Annotated in this window: 14 protein-coding genes; 3 read left to right on the forward strand and 11 right to left on the reverse strand. The window is 39.0% G+C overall.

Annotated elements, in window-relative coordinates:
• The 8 genes from CXF89_RS10650 to CXF89_RS10685 form a co-directional block, all read right to left on the reverse strand.
• Positions 1-509, reverse strand: a 509-nt coding sequence (locus CXF89_RS10650; RefSeq protein WP_121954561.1) for a PAS domain-containing protein, incomplete at its 3' end; no start/stop codon positions are given.
• 193 nt (positions 510-702) lie between these two features.
• On the reverse strand, positions 703-2,757 hold the full coding sequence (recD, locus tag CXF89_RS10655; protein WP_121954562.1) for an exodeoxyribonuclease V subunit alpha: 2,055 nt from the start codon (positions 2,755-2,757) through the stop codon (positions 703-705).
• A complete protein-coding gene (gene recB, locus CXF89_RS10660) occupies positions 2,754-6,332 on the reverse strand; it encodes an exodeoxyribonuclease V subunit beta (protein ID WP_121954563.1) in 3,579 nt (1,192 codons plus the stop codon). Before recB ends, recD begins: the two co-directional genes overlap by 4 nt.
• A complete protein-coding gene (recC, locus tag CXF89_RS10665; protein WP_121954564.1) occupies positions 6,319-9,618 on the reverse strand; it encodes an exodeoxyribonuclease V subunit gamma in 3,300 nt (1,099 codons plus the stop codon). Before recC ends, recB begins: the two co-directional genes overlap by 14 nt.
• Positions 9,619-9,778: 160 nt before the next feature.
• Positions 9,779-10,840, reverse strand: coding sequence for an alkaline phosphatase D family protein (locus CXF89_RS10670; RefSeq protein ID WP_121954565.1), 1,062 nt, complete (start codon positions 10,838-10,840; stop codon positions 9,779-9,781).
• Positions 10,837-11,964 (reverse strand): alkaline phosphatase family protein, encoded by a 1,128-nt coding sequence (locus CXF89_RS10675; RefSeq protein WP_121954566.1) that lies wholly within the window; start codon positions 11,962-11,964, stop codon positions 10,837-10,839. The genes CXF89_RS10670 and CXF89_RS10675 overlap by 4 nt, the downstream gene beginning before the upstream one ends.
• A 73-nt stretch (positions 11,965-12,037) precedes the next feature.
• The gene (locus tag CXF89_RS10680) at positions 12,038-14,407 is read right to left on the reverse strand and encodes a TonB-dependent receptor domain-containing protein (protein WP_121954567.1); all 2,370 of its coding nucleotides are present in this window, start codon (positions 14,405-14,407) and stop codon (positions 12,038-12,040) included.
• A 202-nt stretch (positions 14,408-14,609) separates the two neighbouring features.
• A complete protein-coding gene (locus tag CXF89_RS10685) occupies positions 14,610-15,653 on the reverse strand; it encodes an alkene reductase (RefSeq protein ID WP_121954568.1) in 1,044 nt (347 codons plus the stop codon).
• 237 nt (positions 15,654-15,890) lie between these two features.
• Here CXF89_RS10685 and CXF89_RS10690 point away from each other — a divergent pair, with 237 nt between their 5' ends.
• Positions 15,891-16,280, forward strand: coding sequence for a DUF2750 domain-containing protein (locus CXF89_RS10690; RefSeq protein WP_121954569.1), 390 nt, complete (start codon positions 15,891-15,893; stop codon positions 16,278-16,280).
• A gap of 68 nt (positions 16,281-16,348) precedes the next feature.
• Here CXF89_RS10690 and CXF89_RS10695 read toward each other — a convergent pair whose 3' ends face one another.
• Both CXF89_RS10695 and CXF89_RS10700 read right to left on the reverse strand, forming a co-directional pair.
• On the reverse strand, positions 16,349-17,218 hold the full coding sequence (locus CXF89_RS10695; RefSeq protein WP_007585607.1) for an alpha/beta fold hydrolase: 870 nt from the start codon (positions 17,216-17,218) through the stop codon (positions 16,349-16,351).
• Between the two features lie 107 nt (positions 17,219-17,325).
• On the reverse strand, positions 17,326-18,651 hold the full coding sequence (locus CXF89_RS10700) for an OprD family outer membrane porin (protein ID WP_121954570.1): 1,326 nt from the start codon (positions 18,649-18,651) through the stop codon (positions 17,326-17,328).
• A gap of 657 nt (positions 18,652-19,308) precedes the next feature.
• Between CXF89_RS10700 and CXF89_RS10705 the strand changes: the two genes are divergently transcribed.
• Complete coding sequence (locus tag CXF89_RS10705; protein ID WP_024590478.1) at positions 19,309-21,987, forward strand: CHASE domain-containing protein; 2,679 nt, start codon at positions 19,309-19,311, stop codon at positions 21,985-21,987.
• A gap of 222 nt (positions 21,988-22,209) precedes the next feature.
• On the opposite strand, the gene CXF89_RS10710 is transcribed toward CXF89_RS10705, so the two are convergent.
• Complete coding sequence (locus tag CXF89_RS10710) at positions 22,210-22,740, reverse strand: hypothetical protein (RefSeq protein ID WP_121954571.1); 531 nt, start codon at positions 22,738-22,740, stop codon at positions 22,210-22,212.
• A 323-nt stretch (positions 22,741-23,063) separates the two neighbouring features.
• Here CXF89_RS10710 and CXF89_RS10715 point away from each other — a divergent pair.
• The coding region (locus CXF89_RS10715) for a helix-turn-helix domain-containing protein (protein ID WP_145990812.1) at positions 23,064-23,635 on the forward strand (572 nt) is incomplete at its 3' end.

A 23,635-nucleotide genomic window follows, 5' to 3' on the forward strand; every position in this document is an offset into this window, starting at 1 on the left:
TCATTTGCTTTTAAGACATGGCCCTCTAAATCAAATTCAATTACCGCCATAGAGCGATATATCGCTTTAATAGTATCGCTTTGCTCGCGAGAAGCCGTAATTGTTTTTGTAAGTACACTTCCGAATATAGAAAAATAGAGCAACTGATCTTGCTCCCCTTTTACTGGATGTACTATTAAACGTAACCATTCAGCTTTACCATCGCTGCGCATAACTTGCAATGCACCGCCCCAATGCCCTTCTTTTTTAATAGCTTGCTGTAGGCTTTTAAATTCTGAAGATTGACGAGACGAATCTGTAATAAAATCGTCAAAAGAATTATTAGTTAGATCATCTTCACTGTAGCCTAGGTTTTCTAAAAACTTATCATTGGCGTGCGAAATTCGGCCATCATAAAGAATGTTTAGTACTAACATCTCTCGGTAAAGCCCTTCCCATACTTGTTGTAATGGGTAAAGTTCAGCTTTTAGAGAAGCTATTTCGTTTTGTTTATTTTTAGAAAAAAACATTAATATCCCTACTAATACATTCGATATGAAATGAAATTAATTTTATTATAGAAGATATCATTTATAACGCGATAAATAATAAGAGCTTTAATTACTAGATTCAGAAAGTTTTAAAATAGCCAATACATAAACACTGGTATCTACAAATATGTGGATACATCAATAAAATAACTTCTATGTCCCAGCAGAACCTTTAATTCTCAAACTTTAATCTTTCATACAATCCAGACGCTCTCGATACGCTTTTATTCATTGCTAATTGCAGTACTTTTTCGTCAGCCACCAGCTCAAACTTATTTTTAGCGCGGGTTATTCCCGTATACACTAATTGCCTGTTAATACCCATGCGCGCTTGTTTTAGCGGTGGCAGTACCATGGCTGTGTAGCTAAACTCTGAACCTTGTGATTTATGAATAGTCATTACATAGACTTTATCGTGCGCAGGGAGTCGTGCTGGCGAAAATGCTCGTTGATTACCTTGCTCATCAATAAATATGGCTTTGAGCTGATTACTTTCATCGGGCATTAAAATACCAATATCACCGTTAAATAACTTAAGTTGATAATCGTTTTGGCTCACCATAATAGGCATACCCGTATAGTGGTGAGTATTAGGACTTACGGTAATTAAACCTTGCTGTTGCAACACACGCTCTATTCGTTGATTTAAGCTATGAACGCCGTAATCGCCCTCTCGCACTGCAGCTAAAAGCTGATAACTTGCAAAAGCAGCATGCACCTTTGCAACACCTGCCCCTTGGGCTATTAAGTTAAGATACTTTGCATAATGACTTGCTGCACTTTTAACGAGCTTTTCAATCGGTTTTGCTACAAAGTCGTAATCTAAAATTACATCGTTAAAACGCCCTTCAGTACTTTCTTGCTCTACGTAATTTAAAATACCGGTGTTATTGGTGTTTACCGCAAGTGCGAGTTGACCAATACCGCTTTGTGCGTCAAATCGATAACTGTGCTGTAAAAAGGCAATGCAATCTGCAAGTTTAAATTCACTCACGCTTTGCGATACGAGTTTAGGTTTATTATTAAAACATAAACTATTTAGCTCATCACAACGTGCTTGCGAGTAGCGTGGCGTTTGCCCAAGTGTTAAACCTTGGCATAAATCGCTCATTACACTGCCGGTATCTACCGAGGCAAGCTGATCTTTGTCACCTAGGAGTATTAATCGCGCGTGCGCAGGAAGTGCTTCTATTAATTTAGCCATCAGCGATAAATCGACCATACTGGCTTCATCAATAATTAGCACATCTAAATGCAGCGGATTGCTTTTGTTATGCCTAAATTTATTAGTAAACGGTTTTACGCCCAATAAGCGATGAATAGTTTGAGCGTTTTGTGGTATCAGCGTTTTAATATTATCAGGAATAATTGTTAGTTTATTTTTAGCACCTAAGACTGACTCACTCAAGCGTGCAGCGGCTTTACCTGTAGGGGCCACAAGTTTAATGCTAAGCGGCGCGGTTTTATAAAGTGACTGTAAAATAGCCAACAACTTAGTCACTGTAGTGGTTTTACCTGTGCCAGGCCCACCCGTGATCACACTAAAGCCTTTGGTGGCGGCAATCGCACACGCCACTTTTTGCCAATCAGTTTCAATTGTTGAATCAGCAGGAAAATAGGTATTTAAAAGTTCAGCCAATACTTCATTATTAATATTGAGCTTTCGCTCGCTCATGCTTAGTAATCTATCTGCGAGTGTTTGCTCATAACCTGCAAGGCGCGCAAAATAAAGTCTCTCGTTAAACAGCTGCAGTGGTTTACTTGCGCCTACGCTTTCATGGTTTTGTAAGTAACTGAGCGCTGTTTGTACATTAAAGTCATCACTAAACGGGCTTAGCGTACTGGGTACATTACCATCGAGTTTATTAAAGTCACTTTTGCGCAAGTTAAAAGGATTGCTCCAATCAACTTCATTTAAGGTTAGGCAGCTATGCTGGCTTTGCTGCGATAAGCACAGCAATAAAATAATATAAAACAGTTCATTGTGAGTTTGCTCAATGTCATTAGCACACAGTAATTCAGCGAGCTTCACATCAACTACACGCAGTCGATTTTGCGCTAATAAATACTCAAGTAACGGGACTTCGGTAATCGTATTATTTAACACAATGTCCTCTAATGGGGCATCTTGTGCTACATTTTTTGAAGTAAGAGGCTCTGCAGCTTCATTATTAAGTGTCTCGTCAATATCGTCAAACAATCCAGGTTGCTCATTTAAATCGCTCATAGCATAGCTCCTTGGCTAAATAAGCCATCTAAAATAGTTACTTGCTCTACAGTTAGCTTTTTAAAGTACACGCCTTGCCCTGCCGGCATTCCACGTAAAAACGTGTAATACACGCCGCCTAAATGGGTTTCTATTGAGTAATCAGCTATACGTTGTTTTAATAAACGATGCAGTGCTACGGTGTAAATTAAATACTGTAAATGATACTGATGACTGCTCATCGCTTGCTCAAGCATATCGCCTTCGTAATCAGCTGGCGTACTGCCTAAATAATTAGACTTATAATCTAAAATATAATACTTGCCTTGGTAGCAAAATATTAAATCGACAAAGCCTTTTAACAAGCCCTTTACGTGCGAAAATTCAAGCTTACTTTGCGTAAAGCCAAAATGTTTAACCAGCATTTCGTTGAGCTTTGGTGCACTTAAGCTCTCAAGTGGTAAATTAAACTCCATTTCGACTAGGCAGTCATTGGGTGTAAGCACACCTAATGAAAGAAGGCTGTTTTCTAGAGAGCTTTTATCTAGGGGGCACGCAATAACATCAAGCACCCACTTTTCAGCCACTTCTCGCCATTGCTCACCTATGTGATACTTTTCAAGGCTGCGCTTAACTACCTCAGATAAGTTTTGCTCGGTATTAGTTGGGTGAACTATTGGGCTAATAAAATCTATTTGTTCAAATATTTCGTGCAAACAGCTACCCGGCTTTGGCCCTTTAGGAAAACTATAAGGTGATGGCAGTTCGTCCTCTTGCACTGCAAACTCGTCTTTTTCGTGATCTTCATCACTTCGCCCTGGGGCTAATTGGTCGCTATGCTTTTTAAAGCTTAACGCACTAAAGCTGGTTGCTCGCCAGTTACGCTCAATATTTGCCGTTACTTTATTAACACTTAACGTTTGCTGCGCAATTTTGCTATTACTAAAACAAAGCGTGCCCTGCTCTAATAATGTTTGTGAGGTAAATTGCTGATAGCTCATCGCGCTATTAGCGTCGCAAAACTCACTTAAATGCGTGCGCCATGTTTGGCTACTGGCAAGTTCAAGCCCTGCAAATAAAACATGCCCCAGTGCACTACTTTGCATAGCCAAGCGGCTACTTTGTCCTTGCCCAATGTTATAAACACCAAGCGCACAAAAATGTACGGCGCGAGTAAGTGCTACATAAAGCAGGCGTAAATCTTCAGCTAGGCGTTCTTGTTCTGCTTTTTGAAGGGCATCTTCGTCTTTACTTAAATCGTAAACTAGCTTGCCATTATTATGATAAAGCGCTTCTTTTGTTTCGCGATAGCCACTGGCAAACGGCATAAATACCAGTGGGTATTCAAGCCCTTTTGAGGCATGCATAGTGACAATTTTAACTAAATTGGCGTCACTTTCTAGGCGCACTTGTACTGTTTCGCCATCTTGTTGGCTTACCTTTTGTGCAAACCATCGCAGCAAACGCAGCGTGCCTTCAAGCTCTATTTGTTTTTGCTGAAGTATTTCGCCCAAGTGCCTAAAGTCCGTCAGCCAACGCTCAACGTTATATCCCAACCCTTGCCATTTAGCGCTAAGCTGGTTATGGCTCATTAAGCGCTCAAGCATGGCCATAGCGCCTTGCTTGTTCCAAATGTGGCTAAGTTGTGCAAAAAAGTTTAAATGCTCTTGCCATTTATTTTCATCATCGGCTAGTGCATGTATTTCGTTATAACTTAAACAAAATAATGGACCAGCTAAAACACCGCGCAGCAATGACTCGTCATATTGACCATGCAGCGCCGTTAAAAAGTTAAGTAGGTGATGGCTAAGCTCTTGACTAAAAACACTTTCGCGCGATAAATACACGCTGGCTATTTTGGCTTCGCTAAGCGCTTTTTTCATTATTTGTGCTTCAACACGGTCGCGCACTAATATACAAATATCGGCAGCGCTTACAGGGTTACTGCCAATGCACGCGTCCCCCTGTTTAGCTTTTTCAAGCAGGGTCACTATTTTATTAGCAAAGTGAGTGGCTAAATGCGCTTGCCCTACACCTTTGTTAGTTGGTTTGTTCTTTTCATCGGCGGCTTCATCTACAAATACATTAAATTCGAATGCGGTAGCGGGTTTGCCATCAATTAAAAAAGAGTCATCCGCTTTTTTGCCTTTAGCAGCTACTGCGTTAAAGGGTATAGCGTCGTTATAAATAAAGCTGTTAGCGTGTTTGCCAAATAAACTATTAACGCTATTTACTATATCGGTGCTTGAGCGAAAGTTAGTACCCAGCGTAAATTGCTGATCAATCTGCACTGCCTCTTTTGCGCCAATATACGTAAAAATATCCGCGCCCCTAAAGCCATAAATAGCCTGTTTGGGGTCGCCTATCATGGCAAGCGTGGTATTTTGTTGCCCATAAATTTTACTAAAAATACCGTACTGAATCGGATCGGTATCTTGGAATTCATCAATCATGGCAACCGGAAACAACTGCGCAATTTTTTGCGCCAGTACGTCGCCTTGCTCGTTATTAAGCGCACTGTGTAAATTGGTCAGTAAGTCATCTGGGGTGATCACGCTTTGCTCTTGCTTGCGCTTAACTATTGCAGCTTTTACCCAGCGTGCTGCATGTTGTATAACTGCTATTTTAAGCCCTTGGTTTATGGTGTTATTAAGGGCGGCAAGCTCGTCAAATTGACTCAGTAATGGATGCACAAATAATGGCTGATTCTTTTTATAATTGCCTGCATCGCTTAGGTTTTCTGTACTCCACACTTCAAACGAATACTTGCTAGTGCCAAATTCAAAAAACAAATCGCCGCCTAAACAAAATGTCTCAAGCGCACTAAGGCTGCCTTTTCGTGCTGGCGTTTTAGACCCGCTTAAACCCGAGCCTTTAATAGCACCTATAAACTCTTGCTCTAATACCGCTTTTTTAAATGCGGGTACACAGGTTATGTACTCGTCGCGGGCTTTCCACACATCGTCTAATTTTATTTGTGGTGTAATGTGCGCATTGGCTTTATTTAAAATGCTCGCCACTTGAGCGAATAAAGCCTCTGGTGCGGCAAATACATCTAAAATAGCATCGGTGCGCTCTTTGTTAAGTGGGTATACAAACGCACGCCAAAAATCTTTAATAGTTTCGAGCAGTATGTCGCGCTCATCTAAAATAAATTCGAGATTAAATGCCACACCCGACTCAAACGCATGTTGTTTTAGCATCCGCTGACAAAAGCCATGAATGGTAAAAATAGCGGCTTCGTCCATTGATTTAGCAGCTGCATCGAGCAAATCAAACGCGCGGTGTTTATCATCAATTTTGGCAATTACGCCTTCAATGAGTTCGTCATTTGGGTCTTGCCCAAGCAGTGCGTCGCGTGCAGCAATGATTCGGCTGCGTACGCGGTCTTTAATTTCTTGGGTGGCGGCGTCGGTAAAGGTTACAACCAAAATTTGCTCAACACTGAGCTGCGTATTTAACTCACCTTCTATTTGCATACCTAGTAAGTAACGTAAATACAGCCCCGTAATTGTATAGGTTTTGCCGGTACCCGCACTGGCTTCTATTAAACTTTGACCAATGAGCGGCATAGTAAGAGGATTAAGCGCTTGCATGGTCACTCTCCTTTGCGTGTTCAAATAAAGGCGTGAGCAATTTATCACTCCATTTTATAAATTCTTCTTGGCAGTCATTTAGCGATTGCACCGTTAAGCGAATATACGGGTTTTCGCCCTCGCCTCGCCCTATGTATTGCGGGCTAAATTTGCTCATTGCTTTTGTTATATCGCCGCCGCTTTTAACGTATTCATAACCACTTACCGGAAAAAACGGCACAGGCTCTGCGCGCAGCGCTTTGTATAACTCAAACCAATCGGCTAATAGTGCATCCGCATCGGCTTTGTTTATGGGCGCAAAGGTAATTTGCTTATCAAGCCCAAGTAACAATGTTTCTACTTGTTGATCCATACTTTGCGCTGCAAGGTGATAAATAAAGCCTTTAATTAAATCTTTCGCTTTAATACTGGCGCTGCGATAAAACACTTGTTTTTGCAAATAAACATGATTTAGCCAGCCCTCTATTTTGGTGCCTTCAATGGTAAGCAAAACTTCTATCGGCTCACTTTTCCCGCCTTTAATGTGCTCTTTTACTTGCCCTGCAAGCGCATCAACTCGGTGCTCCATACTCTCAAATATGAGGCTGCCTACATTGGCTTGAGGTAACTCACCTCGCTGCAGTATTTGCTCTGTACTCAGCGGTTGCTCGTTTATATTGGCTTTAAGTATTTCATCAAGGTAAAAATAACGGCGCAGTGCATCTAGGCTAAATGGTTCTTCGTCTTTTGCTACTTCGTTAAATTGTGGCAGGCGTAAACCTAATGTTTGCTGATAAAAGCTCTCTTGTGCGCTGCACACACTTCTAATAAACACATCGAGATCTTGCTGCTCTGGCACAGTCACATCAAGTGCAATAACTGGCTCTGGTTTAATTGACTCACTTGGCAGCCAAATTGGGTTGTAACTGTGGTTACTCAGCACAGTATTAGCTTGCTCATCGGCTAAATAGTAATGGCTATTAAAGGGCTGTAAATGCTGCTGATTGATTAGACATGCGGGCAGCGTTTTTTCACTCTTTTCGTTTAATACAAAACTACGGCCAATATATTCTAACAGCTCACTTACAAGCGTTGATGGCATGCGCGGTTGGTTATCAAAACACGAGCGACCAATGTAACTCATGTATAAGTTGTCGCGGGCACTCAGTAGCGCTTCTAAAAATAAGTAGCGATCATCTAATTTACGTGATCGGTCACCTTTTTGCTTTTTAGAATAGGGCACTAAGTCAAAACCAATGGGTTGTACGTTACGCGGGTAGTCAGCATCGTTTAAGCCCAGCATGCATACCACTTTAAATGGTACGGCGCGCATGGGCATAAGCGTACAAAAGTTTACTTGCCCGACCAAAAATCGCTGCCCTACGCCTTTTTCTTGAATGCCTTGTTTAATTAAATAACTAACAATACGCTGCGAAACCGCTTTACTGTAATCGCCGTTGTCGTGGTGTTTTTGTATTTCTTCGAGCACGTTTTGAAGTACTAATAAATCCCAACTGTCATCGCTTTCACTTTCGTATATGGCGTTTAACAGCTCGCTTAAAATATGCGCTTTATTGGTGAGCGTATCATCGGGCGTTAGCTGCTCTTTAAAGCTTTGCAGTACATCAATAAAGTGCACGAGCTTATTGAGTGTATCGAGCGCCATGCCTTCTACTTCGTCAGCGCTGTAAATACCGTTAAACGGGCATTGTTCGTCGCGCATAGCAATACCAAGCAGTAAACGGTTAAGCCCATGTTGCCAGGTATTTAAATCGATAGCGGGTAAATCAAAGCTGCTTTTATGCGCTGCGTTTATACCCCATTTAACCCCAACACGTTCAAGCCAGTATTGAATTTGCTCGTATTCGTGCGCTTCAAGCCCAAATTTTTCGGCTATTTGCGTAACTTGTAATAAATCGAGAATATCCGACACACCAAAGCGCGAAAACGGTAAGTTAGCTAAACTCGCAAATGAGCTAAGGACAGGCTTTTCTTGCTCTATGGCTAAATCGGCCAATGCGTAAGGAATAAAGCGGCTGCCTTGTGCCCCGCCAAATACGGCTTCAATGTAAGGGCTGTAAGTGCCTACATCGGGCATCATGACAATTATGTCTTTGGGGGTAAGCGCTGGGTTTTGATTAAATAAGTTAAGTAAGTAGTCGTGCAAGCGCTCAACTTCCCTTAGCGGTGTATGGCAATCGCTGAGCGTAATACTGGTGTCGGTTGCGCTGATTGGTAACTTACCTTCGTCGTTTATAAACCACTCTTTGTTATCTGTCAGCGATTCGCCTTTAAACGCAAGCTGATAAATCTCGCTTTGTACTTGCCCTAGTAAGGTGTCGTCAAACACATCAATAAAACCATCAATCCAACGGGCATCTAACTGTACAAGTTGTTCAAAATAGTCGCGACCTAATTTACCCCACGACGATAACAACGGATTACCAATAAAGTAGTATTCTTCATCTGGATTGGTTTGTTTTTTTTGTTGTGCTTCCACCAGCGGCATTTTGGCGTATTTAGCGCTTATTTTAGCTGCTGTTTTTTCATCTATAATATCGCCCCAGTAATGCTCACTTGGGTTAAAAAAGAATAATATAACCTCGGTTTTTTTACTCAGCGCTTCAAATACGTCTAGCTGGGAACTGGCAATCGCCGATATACCAAATAAGCTAATGCGTTGTGGCAGTAAGCTATTATCCATGGTTTCAAGTGCTGCAAGTAACTGCCCTTGCATATTAGCGCGATGAAATTGGCTTTGCCCAAGCTCTTGGCTTAGTTTTACAATGCGTCGCCATAAGTCAGGTTGCCATGGGGCAATGGCTACATCTACGTCATCAAGGTCATCTTTGCCGCTATCCCATGTGGCTATCCAGTGCGGTCGGTACATTAAATATTGGTCGTACACATCGGCTATTTTTTCGCACAGCGCAAAGGTTTTTTGCCCGTCGATATCGCCCTCTAAATAAGTTTTTAGCGGCAAATATAATGGCTCGTCAATACAGGTTGGTAAAATTGCGAACAGCTTCCAAGCAAGGTTGGGCTTATTAAATGCCGACTCTTTAGGGACATTTGGCAGTAATTGCTGATACAACTGCCAAATAAAGCTCGACGGCAGCGGAAAATCTACCTGCGCCGCAACCCCTAAGTTTTCGCTCAAACCTATTTTTAACCACTGCGACATACCCGGCGATTGCACTAGCACTACTTCTTTGTCGAACGGGCTTTGCAATGGGTTTACTTTTAACAGCTGGTGGAACTGCGCTTGCAGGGCTTCCATCCGGTTTGATTGAATAATATTTAGCATATAACACTGACCTTGCTTGAGATAAAACCAGTGTAAGATATTTTCAATATTAGGGGTAGCGCAAACGGGTAATTGGCTTTAATAAATCAGAGAGTTAAGAACTAACTTACAGATTTTATACGCACAGCATCTATTTTATATACTGTGCGTAGTAGTGAGTTTATTTATAAGGGCTAATACTTGATAAACTAAAGTCACTTTGCATTATTACTTCGCCATCAATGCCTTTTAATTTAAGTGAAATAGTGGGGTCAATTTGCTGCCAGTCTATGCTTAAATCACCATAATTTACGTTATGAGTAAAATTCCCTACTCGGTGTTTGTTAGGGCTTACATCTTTCCACTTTTCAGTTAAGCCAGAGCTGGTCATCTCAATTAATGGGTAATCAAGGTTTTGCTGATACTTTGATACTTCACCCCAGTGCGTATCGCCGCTGATGATCACTACCCCATTTACTTTATGCTTTTTAATCAATGCAAATAAACGGTTTCTATCTTCAGGAAAGTTTGCCCATGACTCCCAACCTGTAAAATCGGGTAAAAGCTGTAAGCTTGAGGCAATCAATTTTATTGCAGCAGGCTTTTTAAGCTCTTGTTCAAGCCATTGCCACTGGGCTTCACCTAGCATTGATGCGCCCTTTACTTCACTGGGACTATACGGGCCTTGGTTATTTAACTTACGCTTAGTGTAGTATTCAAGCTCACCTACATGGTTTAGCGCATCACGGTTCCAACGTAAATCAGGCATTATTACTTGTATGGTTTGCTCATTTTCACCATACATGTACGAGGTATAAATTCCATCAGGACGAGTGCGACGCGCTGAGTTTACAGGTTCATCCCAAAAATTAAGCATAATTTGGCGTGATTGCTCTTTATGCGGATACTCTTTACCTGCATCGTTTTGGCCATAATCGTGGTCATCCCACATGGCAATGATAGGCGTTTGCGCTTTTAACGTTTTAAAACCAGGCTTTGCCTCTAAACGTTGGTACTTATCGGCAAGTACATCCATATCGTTGGTATCGCCGTAAATATTGTCACCCAAAAATATAAACAAATCCCCCTGCTCTTTGTTAATTGCATTAAATATGGGTATGTTTTTATCTTGATGCCCACACGAACCAAATAGGATTTTAGATGGCGCGGCATTAACACTCGCGCTAATAACCAAACTCAACACCAAGGCAGATAGGGTTAATGGTTTTAATAGATTCTTCATTTTAAAATCTCGCTAATAGCAGGCGCCATATTTGAATTTATTTCATTTGGGTTCTGCCCAAGAGCCTTTAAAACGGTCGCCGCTATTTGCGCTTGTTTAAGCTCATTTTTAGTTTTAATTAAGCCACTACCTTTTATTGCGGGGCCAATGGCTGCAAGCCAAATATGTTCAGAGCCGACAATTCCTTCTGGGTCGGTATTTTCACCTAACTCTAGCTCAGCAAGTGCACGTTTAGAGCTGTGATGTTGCCAATCATTGGCATTATTGCCACGGCCGTGATCAGTAGTAATAATTAGTGTGGTGTTATTTTTATAACCCGCTGTAGTTTGAATAGTTGCCCATAAGTCTTTTATAAAAGCGTCACTTTGCCTTGCCGATTTAAGGTATTGATCGTAATGACCATCATGCGCAAAGTCATCGGTTTCGCCTAAACTTATCACTAACAACTTAGGCTTTTTAGCCAACATATACGCTTTAGCAAAGCGATATGTAAAACTGTCTAGTCGTACGTTATACCAAGGACTGGGGATTTCACTTTGTAGCGTATTTAACAGCGGCGCATCGGTGAATAAATTCTCTTCAATTGACATAAAACCTGCATTTACATACACGTTACTGCGCTTAGTATTTACAATGTATGGGAATACATCCCAACTACCAAATAAGGCAGTGCTATCTTTAAACTCAGGTAACTTATCTAAACGCTCTAAAATAGTTTTATTTGGGTTGAGCACTTTGTTGTTACTATTTATACTTTCGTCAACTTCACCGGTGAGTATTTCGTTGTAACCAGGGTATGAAAAATACCACGGGTTACTTACCGACATATTAGAGCCGTTAGCTCTATCGCCAATTATAATCCCTTTTTTAGCCACTACTTGCGTTAAAAAAGGCATAAGTAATTGCTGGCGCTCATTTGTTGTTTTTGCCCAAAATTGTCTCTTTAATTGCTCAGGCTTTTTAACAAAATCAGTATTATTAATTAAGCTATTATCAGCCCCATTAAATACTTCTTGCCAGCGTACTCCATCAAGCGTTACCAGCACTACATTTTGCGCTGCTGTTGCAAAGCTGCTCGCTAATACACTTAAGCTAAATAGTGTTACTTTTATAATTGTTTTCATCGCGTTTGCGCCCTTTCATATAATAAAGCCCATCAATGATGGGCTATATTTTAATTCAATTACTAAAACCTAATTAAAAGTCAGCGGTCAATGTAACTGCCGCAGTGCGAGGCGCACCAATGTAATAAGTAGCGCCGTTACCGGTACCACCTGCTAAGTAGCTTTTGTCAGTAACGTTATAAACAACAAACGATACGTCAATGGCTTTAAACGGGCCGGCATCTACGTCAGTTGAATAACCTGCATTAAAATCAAGTACGGTGTAGCCGTCTACTTTATTGCGGGCGCGGGTGTCTTCGTCTTGCCATGCACCTAAACGCTCGCCGGTGTATTTAGCCGATAAACCAACACGAAAGCCATCGCTAAAGTAATCGGTAGATACCACAAATAAATCCTCTGATGAATCTATTATGCTGTCGCCTTTTCTAAAGCTTGGTGCTACCTCATTACCACTTTCATCTCTTAATATTACGCCTTGTGAATCGTATGCATTTGGATCATCGGATGAATACTCAGAACTGCTATTAGTATACGACGAGTACACGCTCCAGCTTGGTGTTAACATATAGCTTGCTGCAAGCTCGAGCCCATTTGAGTCAATACCCCCTACATTTACGTACGAGCCATTTGTGCCAATCGTGTAATCAATGCCGTCTGTGCCACTACCAGGCGCAATAAAGGTAATGCGGTTATCAAATTTAACACTGTAAGCCGTTGCTGTAAGGGTTAACCTGTCGGCTTGGTAACGTACACCAAAGTCGATATTGTCGGCAGTTTCTGGCTCTATGTTTGTAAGTGTTGAGCTATCTCGCTCAAGTACACCGTCTTTTATTGCTGAAAAATTCTCGCTGTAACTGGCAAATAATTCTGTGCTGTTATTTAGCTGATACAATACACCCCCGCTAAATAACACGTCTGAGTCGCTATCTACTTTATCTGATCTTTCGTTAGCAAAGTGGTCGTACTTTTGTAATTCAACTAAATATTGTTTTGCACCAATATTTAATGTTAAGTCACCAAAATTAATCGAGTCTTGTAGGTACCATTTGAATGTATCGGTATCAAAAGTGTTTTTGTATTGTGTCCAGTAAGGCGTGCTATCAAAGTGATGATAGATACGCGCGTCAATTACTTTGTGCCAATCACGCGATTCTTCACGCTCGCTTTGCTCATACCAAAAGCCCGCTTCTATATCGTGATCACCAAATGTCGCTTGGTAATTTGCCGTTACACCTAAACGATCTTTGTTGTAATGCGTATGGCGGTAAGACATGACAGGTGTTGCTGTTGCATCGTAACACGCAGGGTTTAAACCAGGACCCGACTCCCATGGCCAGCTCAAACTTTGCGTACAATCGGCATTTGGTGCAAGCGGGTTGCCTTCACTATCAGCAAAACCATAAGAGCCTGCATTAGTGCCACCTTGCGTTGTTGGGTCGCCATTTTCATCAACGGGCGTTGTTAAGTAAGGTGGGATCCAATCGCCGCGACCTGAATTTTTATGATAATAAGGGCTAACAGTTAATAATGAGCTTGGCGAAATCGCATACTCAAACTTTAAATAACCTAAGGTGTTTTCACGAAGTGTGCCCCAACCTTCTGCAAACATTTGGTCAAAGTGCGGAACTCCCGTCCAATTCCATGTTAACTGATCCCACTCTGGTGTTTGTTCAAACTGCTCAAGGCTTACGCTGTTATAGTTAGTCTCGCTTACATCATCGTAAGATAAACGACCAGTAAGTGTTAAATCGTCAAAATTAGATACAAACTTAACCTCAGCATGTTGATTGTCTTTACCGCCATTACTGCCAGAACCAATCCAGCGGCTTGTATCTGTTTGCGAGTAACTTACGTAAGCTTGTGTGTTATTAAAAACAGTGCCTGTTTCGTGTTTAATGTAATAACGCGTGGCATCGTGGCTGCCTGAGGTATAAGCAAAGGTAGTGCCTTTTTCAAGGCTTGGGTCTTTACTTACAAAGTTAAATGTCCCGCCTAGTGCTTCAAGTGAAGCCGACTTAATATCAGACGTACCTTGACCAACTTCAACCGTTGCAAGGTTTTCGCTATCTAGGTAACGGTTAGCTTTAGCACCACCACCATAATTAGAGCCACCATTTGGAATGCCATCAACGGTCATACCTAATTGTTGTTGGTTTCCATCAATACTAAAACCACGCATGGTGATTGTAGTAGACCAATCGTCGCCACCAAACGCATCACCTTCGTTTATGCTAATCCCTGGTAAGTTATCAATAACCGATAATATGCTCGATACCGAACTTTGTTGCTCAAGCATTGCAGGCTCAATAACATTGTTAGCGTAGCTCGTTGGTTTAGCAACCACGGTAACTTCTTCTATGGTGTTGTCGTTAGCATAACTAGATGTTGATACAGCCATGGCAATTGCCATGCTCAAAAGCGATTTGTTTTTTAAAGCGTACATTGTTGTCCCGTTTAGTTTTAATTATGAAATATGAAAACGAGCACAGTATGAATTTTAAATATGACAACGAGGATGAACTTTATTTACATAAAGATTAAACAAATATGGAATATTTATGGCGGGAATATGTACAAAAAAAGACACCCAAAGGTTTAGCTTCGGGTGTCTTAATTATTTTCTAGAACTTATTACAAATAGTAATTTATTTCAATTCAGCTAGCATTTCATCGCTGTATGGTACTAACTCTTCACCGTTTGCAATTTTGCTAATATAATCTGGGTTTGCAATAAGTGGGCGACCAATAGCGATTAAGTCAAACTTAGCATCGTTAATAGCCTCTTTTGCTGACTCAAAACTATAACTACCCACACCTACTAATGTACCTTTGTAGCCTGCACGTAAAAATTCAGAGATGCTTTTGCCCTCAAGCGAGTCAAAGCGCATGCTGTCGTCAAAAATACCGCCGTGTAAGTACGCTAAATCTCTCTTCTCAAGCTCTGGTAATAAGTAATCAAATACCGCTTTATCGCGGCTATCTTCGCTCATATTAAAGTAAGCACCCGGTGTTAATCTAAGTGCAGTACGATCACTGCCTACAGCAGCAATAACCGCATCGGTTACTTCTAGTGCAAAACGCGACATGTTTTCAGGCGTTTGACCATATTCGTCGCTGCGTGTATTTGCAGCGTAATGTAAAAATTGGTCAACTAAATAACCGTTAGCACCGTGAATCTCTACCCCATCAAAGCCTGCTTCAATTGCGTTTTCAGCAGCTTTTGCGAAATCAGCAACTAGACTTTTAATATCATCAGTAGTGGCTGCTTTTGGTGTGATGTATGTAAGCTCACGCATACGAGGGACAGAGCCTTCAACGCCAATTGCTGATGGAGCAAGTACATCGCCATCAAAAAAGTGAGGGTGTGCAACACGGCCAACATGCCATAGCTGTGCAAACATTTTGCCGCCATTAGCGTGCACAGCGTCAGTTACTTTTTTCCAACCTTGAATTTGCTCGCTGGTAAATAAACCCGGAGTATTTGGGTAACCTTGTCCATCTGGGCGAATAATAGTTGCTTCACTAATAATTAAACCGGTTTCGGCGCGGCGAGCATAATATTCAACCATATCTTGTGTTGGCACTAAGTTATCGTCAGCCATACAACGCGTTAATGGCGCCATAAGTACGCGGTTTTTAAGCTCAATCGTGTTATTTAATTTAAACGGAGCAAGTAGATCAGTTGTCATTTTTCAATCCTTCATTAAGTATATGCTTACTACAATGTGGCCTTTTTGCAAACATTCAAGTTTATTTTTGAATGATCGCTCAAATTAGTGAGAAATTATACTGATCAATCTACAAATTAGATCTGCATTGCTGAAATTAAATAGCAACTTTTCAACACTCTGTCATATAACTCGATATACTTGTGTGCATATAATTTAGATATATTAATATCGATAGCAATTAAGAGTGAGCTAATTATGACAATGCCAAATTTAAGCGAAGAACACGCAGTAATTTTAGGACTTGGAGCAAAAAAACGCTTAGCCTATATGTTCGAAACCGTACAACAGTTCAAGCAAGTATGGATTTTAAACGATGATGATGGCTGCGTTATGCTTGCCAACGAAGATGACGACTGTGTGCCAGTTTGGCCAACTCGTGAATTTGCAGAAGCATGGGCAACTGGAGAATGGGCTGGCTGCAGCGCTAAAGCAATCCCACTTGCTGACTGGTTTAGTCGCTGGACACCAGGCCTTGAGGAAGATGACTTACTTATTGCTGCCTTCCCTACAGAGGAAGATGATGGCACGATATTGTTTTCAGATGAGTTTGAAAAACAATTAAAAGCTCCAAAGCAAAAATATTAAGGTTCAAAGCCTAAATACTCAGAGTTCTAAAATTTATAAACGCGGCACTTAATTTAGTAGCCGCGTTTTTATTGGCAATATCTAAAATTCAAATAAGCCTGCGTAATTGCATCTGGATTTTCTACTTGCGGATAATGCCCAAGCTCTACAAACTCTTGTACGCGCGCATTGGGGATCAGCTTTTTATAATGCTCAATCATATGCTTACCAGAGATGGGGTCTTCTGCGCCTGCTATAAACGTAAGTGGTATATTGTTATTTATGATGGCACCAACCCAGCGTTCTCTGTTTTGCTGCCTCTGCTTTATATAACTAATGAGTTTAGGCATAACGGCTAAACCATCTTTATAAATTAGCAACTCCCAAAGGGTGTCTACCACTTGTTTTGAAGGCGGTGTACTTTTACCAAAAATAGTAACTAGATTATTGGCAAATTTTTGTTTATTCATTAATTTTGGCACTATCCAACCTAGCTTTGAAAGTAAAAGCTTTTGTATAAATAAGGGTTTATGCACCTCAGGAAATAACCCACCATTTAAAAAGCACACACTGTTTATTTTAAAGTCACTTTGGCTAACGACTTGTCTTGCTAATAGCTCTTGAGCCACAGTATCGCCATAGTCATGAGCTAAAATATGTATATCATTAATATTTAACGTTTTTAAAAATTGAGTATATAAGTCGGCTTGTTCAGTAATTTTATAGCCTGCATTTTTAGGTTTATCTGACAAACCAAAACCTAGCATATCGAGTGTAATTACAAAATAATGTTCACTAAGGGTTTGCCACATACCTTCCCAGTCCCAACTAGCACTTGGAAAGCCATGTATTAAAAGCAGCGCAGGCTTAGTTATATCACCAGCTGTTTTAGTAAAAATTTGATGGCCACTAATTTGAGTAAATTGACCCTGTGATTGCCACTGTTGAAGAGAAAACATATATTAGCTTAATTTTTATTATTGATTTGTTAGTTTTATCATAAAGATAATGAAAAAAGGAAACAAAACCAATGCATAAAATTTGCATTGGCTTATTAAAAGTCATGTTAAAATTTAATAGTGTAATCTACATAAACTCGATGGTCAGCTCTATCGCCTTTAACACCATCAACACTGCCTGATTTTTCGGTTGTATAATCTACAAATAACCAGCGCAAACTTAAGCCTTTTATTTTCTCAACTTTATAGCGCGTATCTACAGCCCAATATTTTTCGTCAGCTGTGCCAGCTAACTTACCCAGCGCAGAGTTTTCAGCATCGCTACCGCTTGTGTAGTAAAACTTTGTTGTTAAACCTGGCGATACTGCTTTTAAATCAATACCAAAACGTGCCTGCCACGTTGCCTCGTTTTGATTTGTTAAATCGGCACCAATCAATGAGCGAGTTGGAAATGGGTTTGTACCATGATCGCCACTAAAGTTATCTTCAATCCAAGCATCACTTACCTTAGTAAATGCCGCACCTACACTCCAAATATCTTTTTTCCAATCAGCATCTAAGTAATAGGCAAATCCATCGTTTTCACTTTTAGTTAAACCTGTTAAAGCGCCAGTTGCATCTTCATCATCTAAATCGCCGCCCTCTGCGCCTGTTACAAATAAATCACCATCATCTTGTGAGGTAAATATGCCAGTTGAAAGGGTTAACTTACTTTGCTCAAGTTTAATGTCGTAACTGATTTTTAATCCCATTTTACTTAGATAATTGTGCGAATTTAAATATTCAGCCTCTAATATTAGATTGTCTTTTTTATGCGTAGCACCTACGCCCCAAATTACGTTAATGGCGCCTGTTGCCGATTGATCGGTAGAAAAGTCTTCCCATCTATCATCGTGTCGACGGCTCCATTTGTCGTAAACGTAACCGTATAATTTAGTGTTGCCAATTTTGTAATCACCAAAAACACCTCTAAAAGTATTAGGAATAGCCCGGCTCCCAGAGCTTTTAAGCAACATACTTTTGGTTTTTTGCCCGCCCACTTTAACGTGACCGTTGTTGCCCAATTTAAAATCTAAAAAATATTGACCAAATTTAGAAAAGCTATCGTCAACTCCACCGCTCTCATTACCCGCTGGTAAAATATTACCTGCGGCTGAACCCGTAGAATTAATATCCATCACGGTGTAAGTCGATACACCCACACTCACTAAATCGTTTATATAACCCGATGTGTAATTGAGCTCTATACCTTGAGCAAAAGTTGAATCGTCACTTGCGTCGTTATCGTAGTCACGGTCAAAATAAATTGATCTAAGTTTTATATTAAATTCATCTTGTTCTGTCAGCCCATTAACAGCGGCATACGAAGGAATAGAAATACATGTTAATACTGCGCCTGTTGCCGCAAGTAATTTAGATACTCGGTGAGCCATAGTTATCTCCGTTACCTTGTTTTTTTTAAGTTTTCACTGTGCAGTGCATAGCAGCGTGTATTTTTTCGACCTACACGGCAAACATGTCATAAGGTAATTACATTTTAAGTAATCACATTTCTTTCATGCTAGTAAATATAGAACAATATAAATTTATAATGTTTTAATTTCTATATTATAAAATATTAAGAGTTTGTTTTGTTTCGGATGAATTGTAAAAGTAGGTAAAGATTACCTCTTGCTCACTCATATCTAAGTCGCTAATTTTATTTAAAAAAACATCATAATATTAATTGAATTTTACTTGATTTAAACTTACCAAAGTAAAGTTATGAGCAAAAACTAAAAGCTATCCGTTGTTTTTTGAGCACCTAATATCTACTAAAAAATCGATTAATATAAAAACCAGCACCTTTAGCTAATACTTTTGTTGTTCGCTATAAAGTAGCAAAGAACATAAAAATTATTATATTTATATACATGTTCGTCTTAACTTGGTGAGTAAAATCAACTTTTTATATTACATCCACTCTAAACCTTTATAAAATATATATATTCTAATTAATAACAAAGTTGTATCCTGAATAATAAGTGCTATATTCATTTCGATGATAAAATAGATATACTGTCAGTATATTAATAATAAAGGATGAGTTAATGTTTTCAGGACGACCGGTTAGTAAAAGGTTATTAATCTCGGTGCTTACTCATGCTATTTTTTTCATCAGTGGTGTTGTATTAACTTACTTTGCCCACGCTGCACATCAAGATGCTGTTAATAACAAAATAAATGAAGCCCTCAACAACCGCCTTTCATCACTCTCAACAGGCGTTACTAGCAGATTCGACTTGTATAAATATGGGCTATACGGTTTAAAAGGATTTATACACGGCATTGGCGTTAATAATTTAAGCTACCAAACAATTTCTAATTACTCTAACAGTCGTAACTACGCCCAAGAATTCCCTGGAGCAAATGGTATTGGTTTTATAAGAAAAGTGAATGCCGAAAACTTAGCTCAATTCTTAAAAACTGCAAAATCCGATCGACCTAACCAAATATTCAAACTAAATAAACTAGCTAACGAAAGTGATGAGCACTTTATTATTCAGTATATATTTCCTGAGCAAAGTAATTCACGGGCTCTAGGACTCGATATTGCATCGGAAAGTACACGTAAAAAAGCAGCATTAAACTCTGCAATTAATAACCAAGTTCAATTATCAGCGCCTATTACTTTAATCCAAGCGGATAACAAATCGAAACAAGGCTTTTTAATTTTACTACCAGTTTATAAAAATATTATTATTCCAACTGATAAAATCCAGCGTTTAGAGCAATTAATTGGATGGACTTACTCCCCTTTATTAATAAACAATATTTTAGACTCTCTTTCCCAAGCTGATGAAAATAAGTTAGTCATTAGCGACATAAGTAACAACGTTAAAACTGACTTTTTTAGCTACGGCATTAAAAGCAACACGGCTGATTATCAGTTAAATAAAGTAATTAAAGTGATGGGAAGAACATGGGAAATCACACTTAGTGCTTCAGACACATTTATTGAATCACTACACTTACCGAGTAAATATCAAGCTATTGTCAATGGTGTTTTTTATACCCTTATTTGTATGTTTATAACTTTAATAATTCAGCTGTTTTTTTATCGTAGAGCACAAAGAACACAGCGAAGAATTATCAAAGCTAAACAAAATAAGCATATGCTGCAGCAAACAAATTTAAAATTAGAAAAAGAAGTAAAATTACGTACTAAAGAAATTGCCGATATAAGTATGCTTCAACAAAGTATTTTAAACAGTGCCAGTTACTCTATTATTGCGACCGACATAAATGGCTTAATTACTTTGTTTAATCCCGCCTCTGAAAAGTTATTAGGCTATAAAGCGCAAGACGTTATTGGAATTGAAAATCCGGGTATTTTTCATTTAAAAGAAGAAATTATAAAAAAAGCCAAACAGCTTAGTGCAGAGTTAAATGAACCTGTTTTCCCTGGTTTTGAAGTGTTTATCTTAAAAGCAACGGCTACAGAGCCTGATATCAATCAGTGGACATACATTTCTTCTACAGGCGAGCACATACAAGTTAATATAAGTGTCACCTCTTTATTAAATAACGAAAATGAAATTGTTGGCTATTTGGGTGTAGCATACGATTTGACCGAACAAATTAATCACGAACAAGCTCTCGGACATGCTAAAGAATTAGCTGAACAGGCATCACAAGCTAAATCTGAATTTTTAGCAAATATGAGTCACGAAATACGCACACCTATGAACGGCATACTAGGTACATTACAGTTACTGCAAGAGCAGCCATTGAATGAAAAATCAAAAGAGTATTTAAAAAAATCACTTTATTCGACCCGCTCACTCACCACTATTATTAATGATATCCTCGACTTTTCTAAAATTGAAGCTGGGAAGCTTTCATTAGAATATAAATCATTCGACCTTTTTGAACTTATTCACCACTTAGAGTCTGATCTTGGCCTGCAAGCCAGTGATAAAAATATATATCTCAAATTTATAATTAATATTGAGCATAAGTATTGGGTAGGCGACCCCGTTAGACTCAGACAGATATTTTTAAACCTAATATCTAATGCGATTAAGTTTACCTCGCAAGGTGGCGTTACAGTAACGTTTAGGCTAACCGACGAAAACAAAATATGTTGTTGTATATCAGACACCGGAATTGGAATTTCTGAGCAGGCTATAGAGCGATTGTTTGAGCGCTTTGAACAAGCAGAGCAATCAACTACGCGTGAATATGGCGGTACAGGTCTTGGTTTACCTATTACTAAATCATTAATAGGTTTAATGAATGGCGAAATTAAAGTAACAAGCCAATTAGATTCAGGTAGTCAGTTTTATGTGTACTTACCATTAAAACAAGCACAGATTGATGAAAGCACATTAATAACAAAAAATGTTGAGCTTCCTGACCTATCTGGAAAAACTATTTTATTAGCTGAAGATAATAAAATAAATCAGCTTGTTGCATCTGCGATGCTTGAGCCTACAAAAGCCACCATTATTATTGCTAACAATGGTTTAGAAGCAATCTCATTATACGAGTCACACAAGCCAGACATTATTTTTATGGACATTCAAATGCCTAAAATGGATGGTCTTCAGGCATGTAAAAAAATTAAGGCGCTTAATAACGAACAAATTGTTATCGCGTTAACCGCTAATGTTTTTACAGAGCAAAAAGAAATATACAGGCAGTTATTTGATGGTTACGTTTCAAAGCCAATTGAAAAACATGAGCTTGTCGGCATGTTATCAACACTCTATTTAGTTAATAGTTAGTCATTGCGAAGGCATTAAAAAACCCAGTTACTAATACCTTTCGATATTAGTAACTGGGCTCTAAGAATAATGGTGGGGGAGAGGGATTCTTAAAAACCTAATAACACACTGATTAACAATAAAAACACCGCAAAAAATAAACGCAAGGAATACCAATAGGTATACTAAAAGTTATTTATTTTTAAAAATAACCAAGGCGGCCTAAAGAAAGCTCAGCTTGCCCTACTCCTCCCAAGCATCTAATAATCTAGTAATCTTACCATCAATAGTTGATAAGTTTTCTCTTATAGCTTTTAAGTCAAGGCTATCATCAAAAGCTCTCTGTTTGTGTTTGTAAGATTCTTGTACTTTTGTATCTTCAGAAATCAGCTTAGGATTTTTCCTAGCGTAATTTATTAGCTTTTCAATATATTTAGATTGGGATATTTCATCCGCGTCACTAAGCGCCTTTAGTTTATCACGCGCTGATTTAGACACCTCGAGCTGAAGTTTACAGACTTTATTAGAGATATTCTTTAAGCCTCTTTCATAGCTTTTCCATGCTTTATAGAGCTTATCAAGACTAACTTTTTGACTATCTTCATTATCACTTATACGTTTTATTTCATCTCTAATAAAGCTATCTAATGTGGCATCTGGAGATTTAAAATAACTACTGTAACTGTCATAGCGGCATGCTAGCCAGTTACGCAAATCTTCATTATCTTCATTGACCCACGTCAAAATTTTCTTGCTAGCAATCCGATCTGTCATTAGTTCTTCCCTGTGTTTTACCGTTTGCGGATGTTATCGAAAACAATAATCCAATACCAATTTGTAAGCAACCGCTTTGCGGTCAGAATCTACCTCACCAGATATCTTTTAGATACTAATCAACATCTAAATTAGACCCTCAACTATCCACTCAACTAGAGGCTAAATTAGATTTTTAAAATAAATAAAAAGTCTACATAAGAGTCTAATTGAGATTAAATATCGCATCTTTTTAAAATTACAAAATAACACCCTGTTATTGTGTTAATTAAATAGTTGTTACTCTACTATAGAGTAACAACACACGGCATGGAAACAATCTAATGAGTGAGTTTTTCAACTTAACCACAGGTCTATCAGCATATTCAAAATGGGTTTTAATTCGTTTAATTGCGAAGAAAACTATTGGAGACGAACTATCTAAATCTGATCTGATAGAATTAGGATGCCCACACAATAAATTTAAAAAAGTAATAGAAGAGCTACAAGAAATTAATGCAATTTTAAAGCACAAAACTGAACATTCTAAAAAAGGACGACCTGCTGAGTCATACATTTTTATCTACGATGAACACACAGAAATGACTAAATCATTATCCAGCAAAGAGCTTGTAAGAATAAAGGACAAAAAGTTAAAGGACGAAGAGTTAAGAGTGCCTGTAAAAATAGTATGGTGTTTCTTTGTATTAAACCAAGATGAGTTTGGATATGTTGTTAATTTTACACTATCTAACATTGCTAAAGCATGTGGGTTAAAAGATGCTGAGGTTAAAACTGCTATCTCTCAATTAATTGACCTTAAATTCATTCAAAAAGCCATAAAAGGGTGTACTTTAAAAAAAGTTGAAGACAAGAATAAAAGGAACGTTGTTGAAACTGGAGGTAACAACTTTAA

Origin of the sequence: Pseudoalteromonas sp. MelDa3 (assembly GCF_002863625.1) — a bacterium.
In the GTDB taxonomy this organism is placed as follows: Bacteria; Pseudomonadota; Gammaproteobacteria; order Enterobacterales; family Alteromonadaceae; genus Pseudoalteromonas; species Pseudoalteromonas arctica.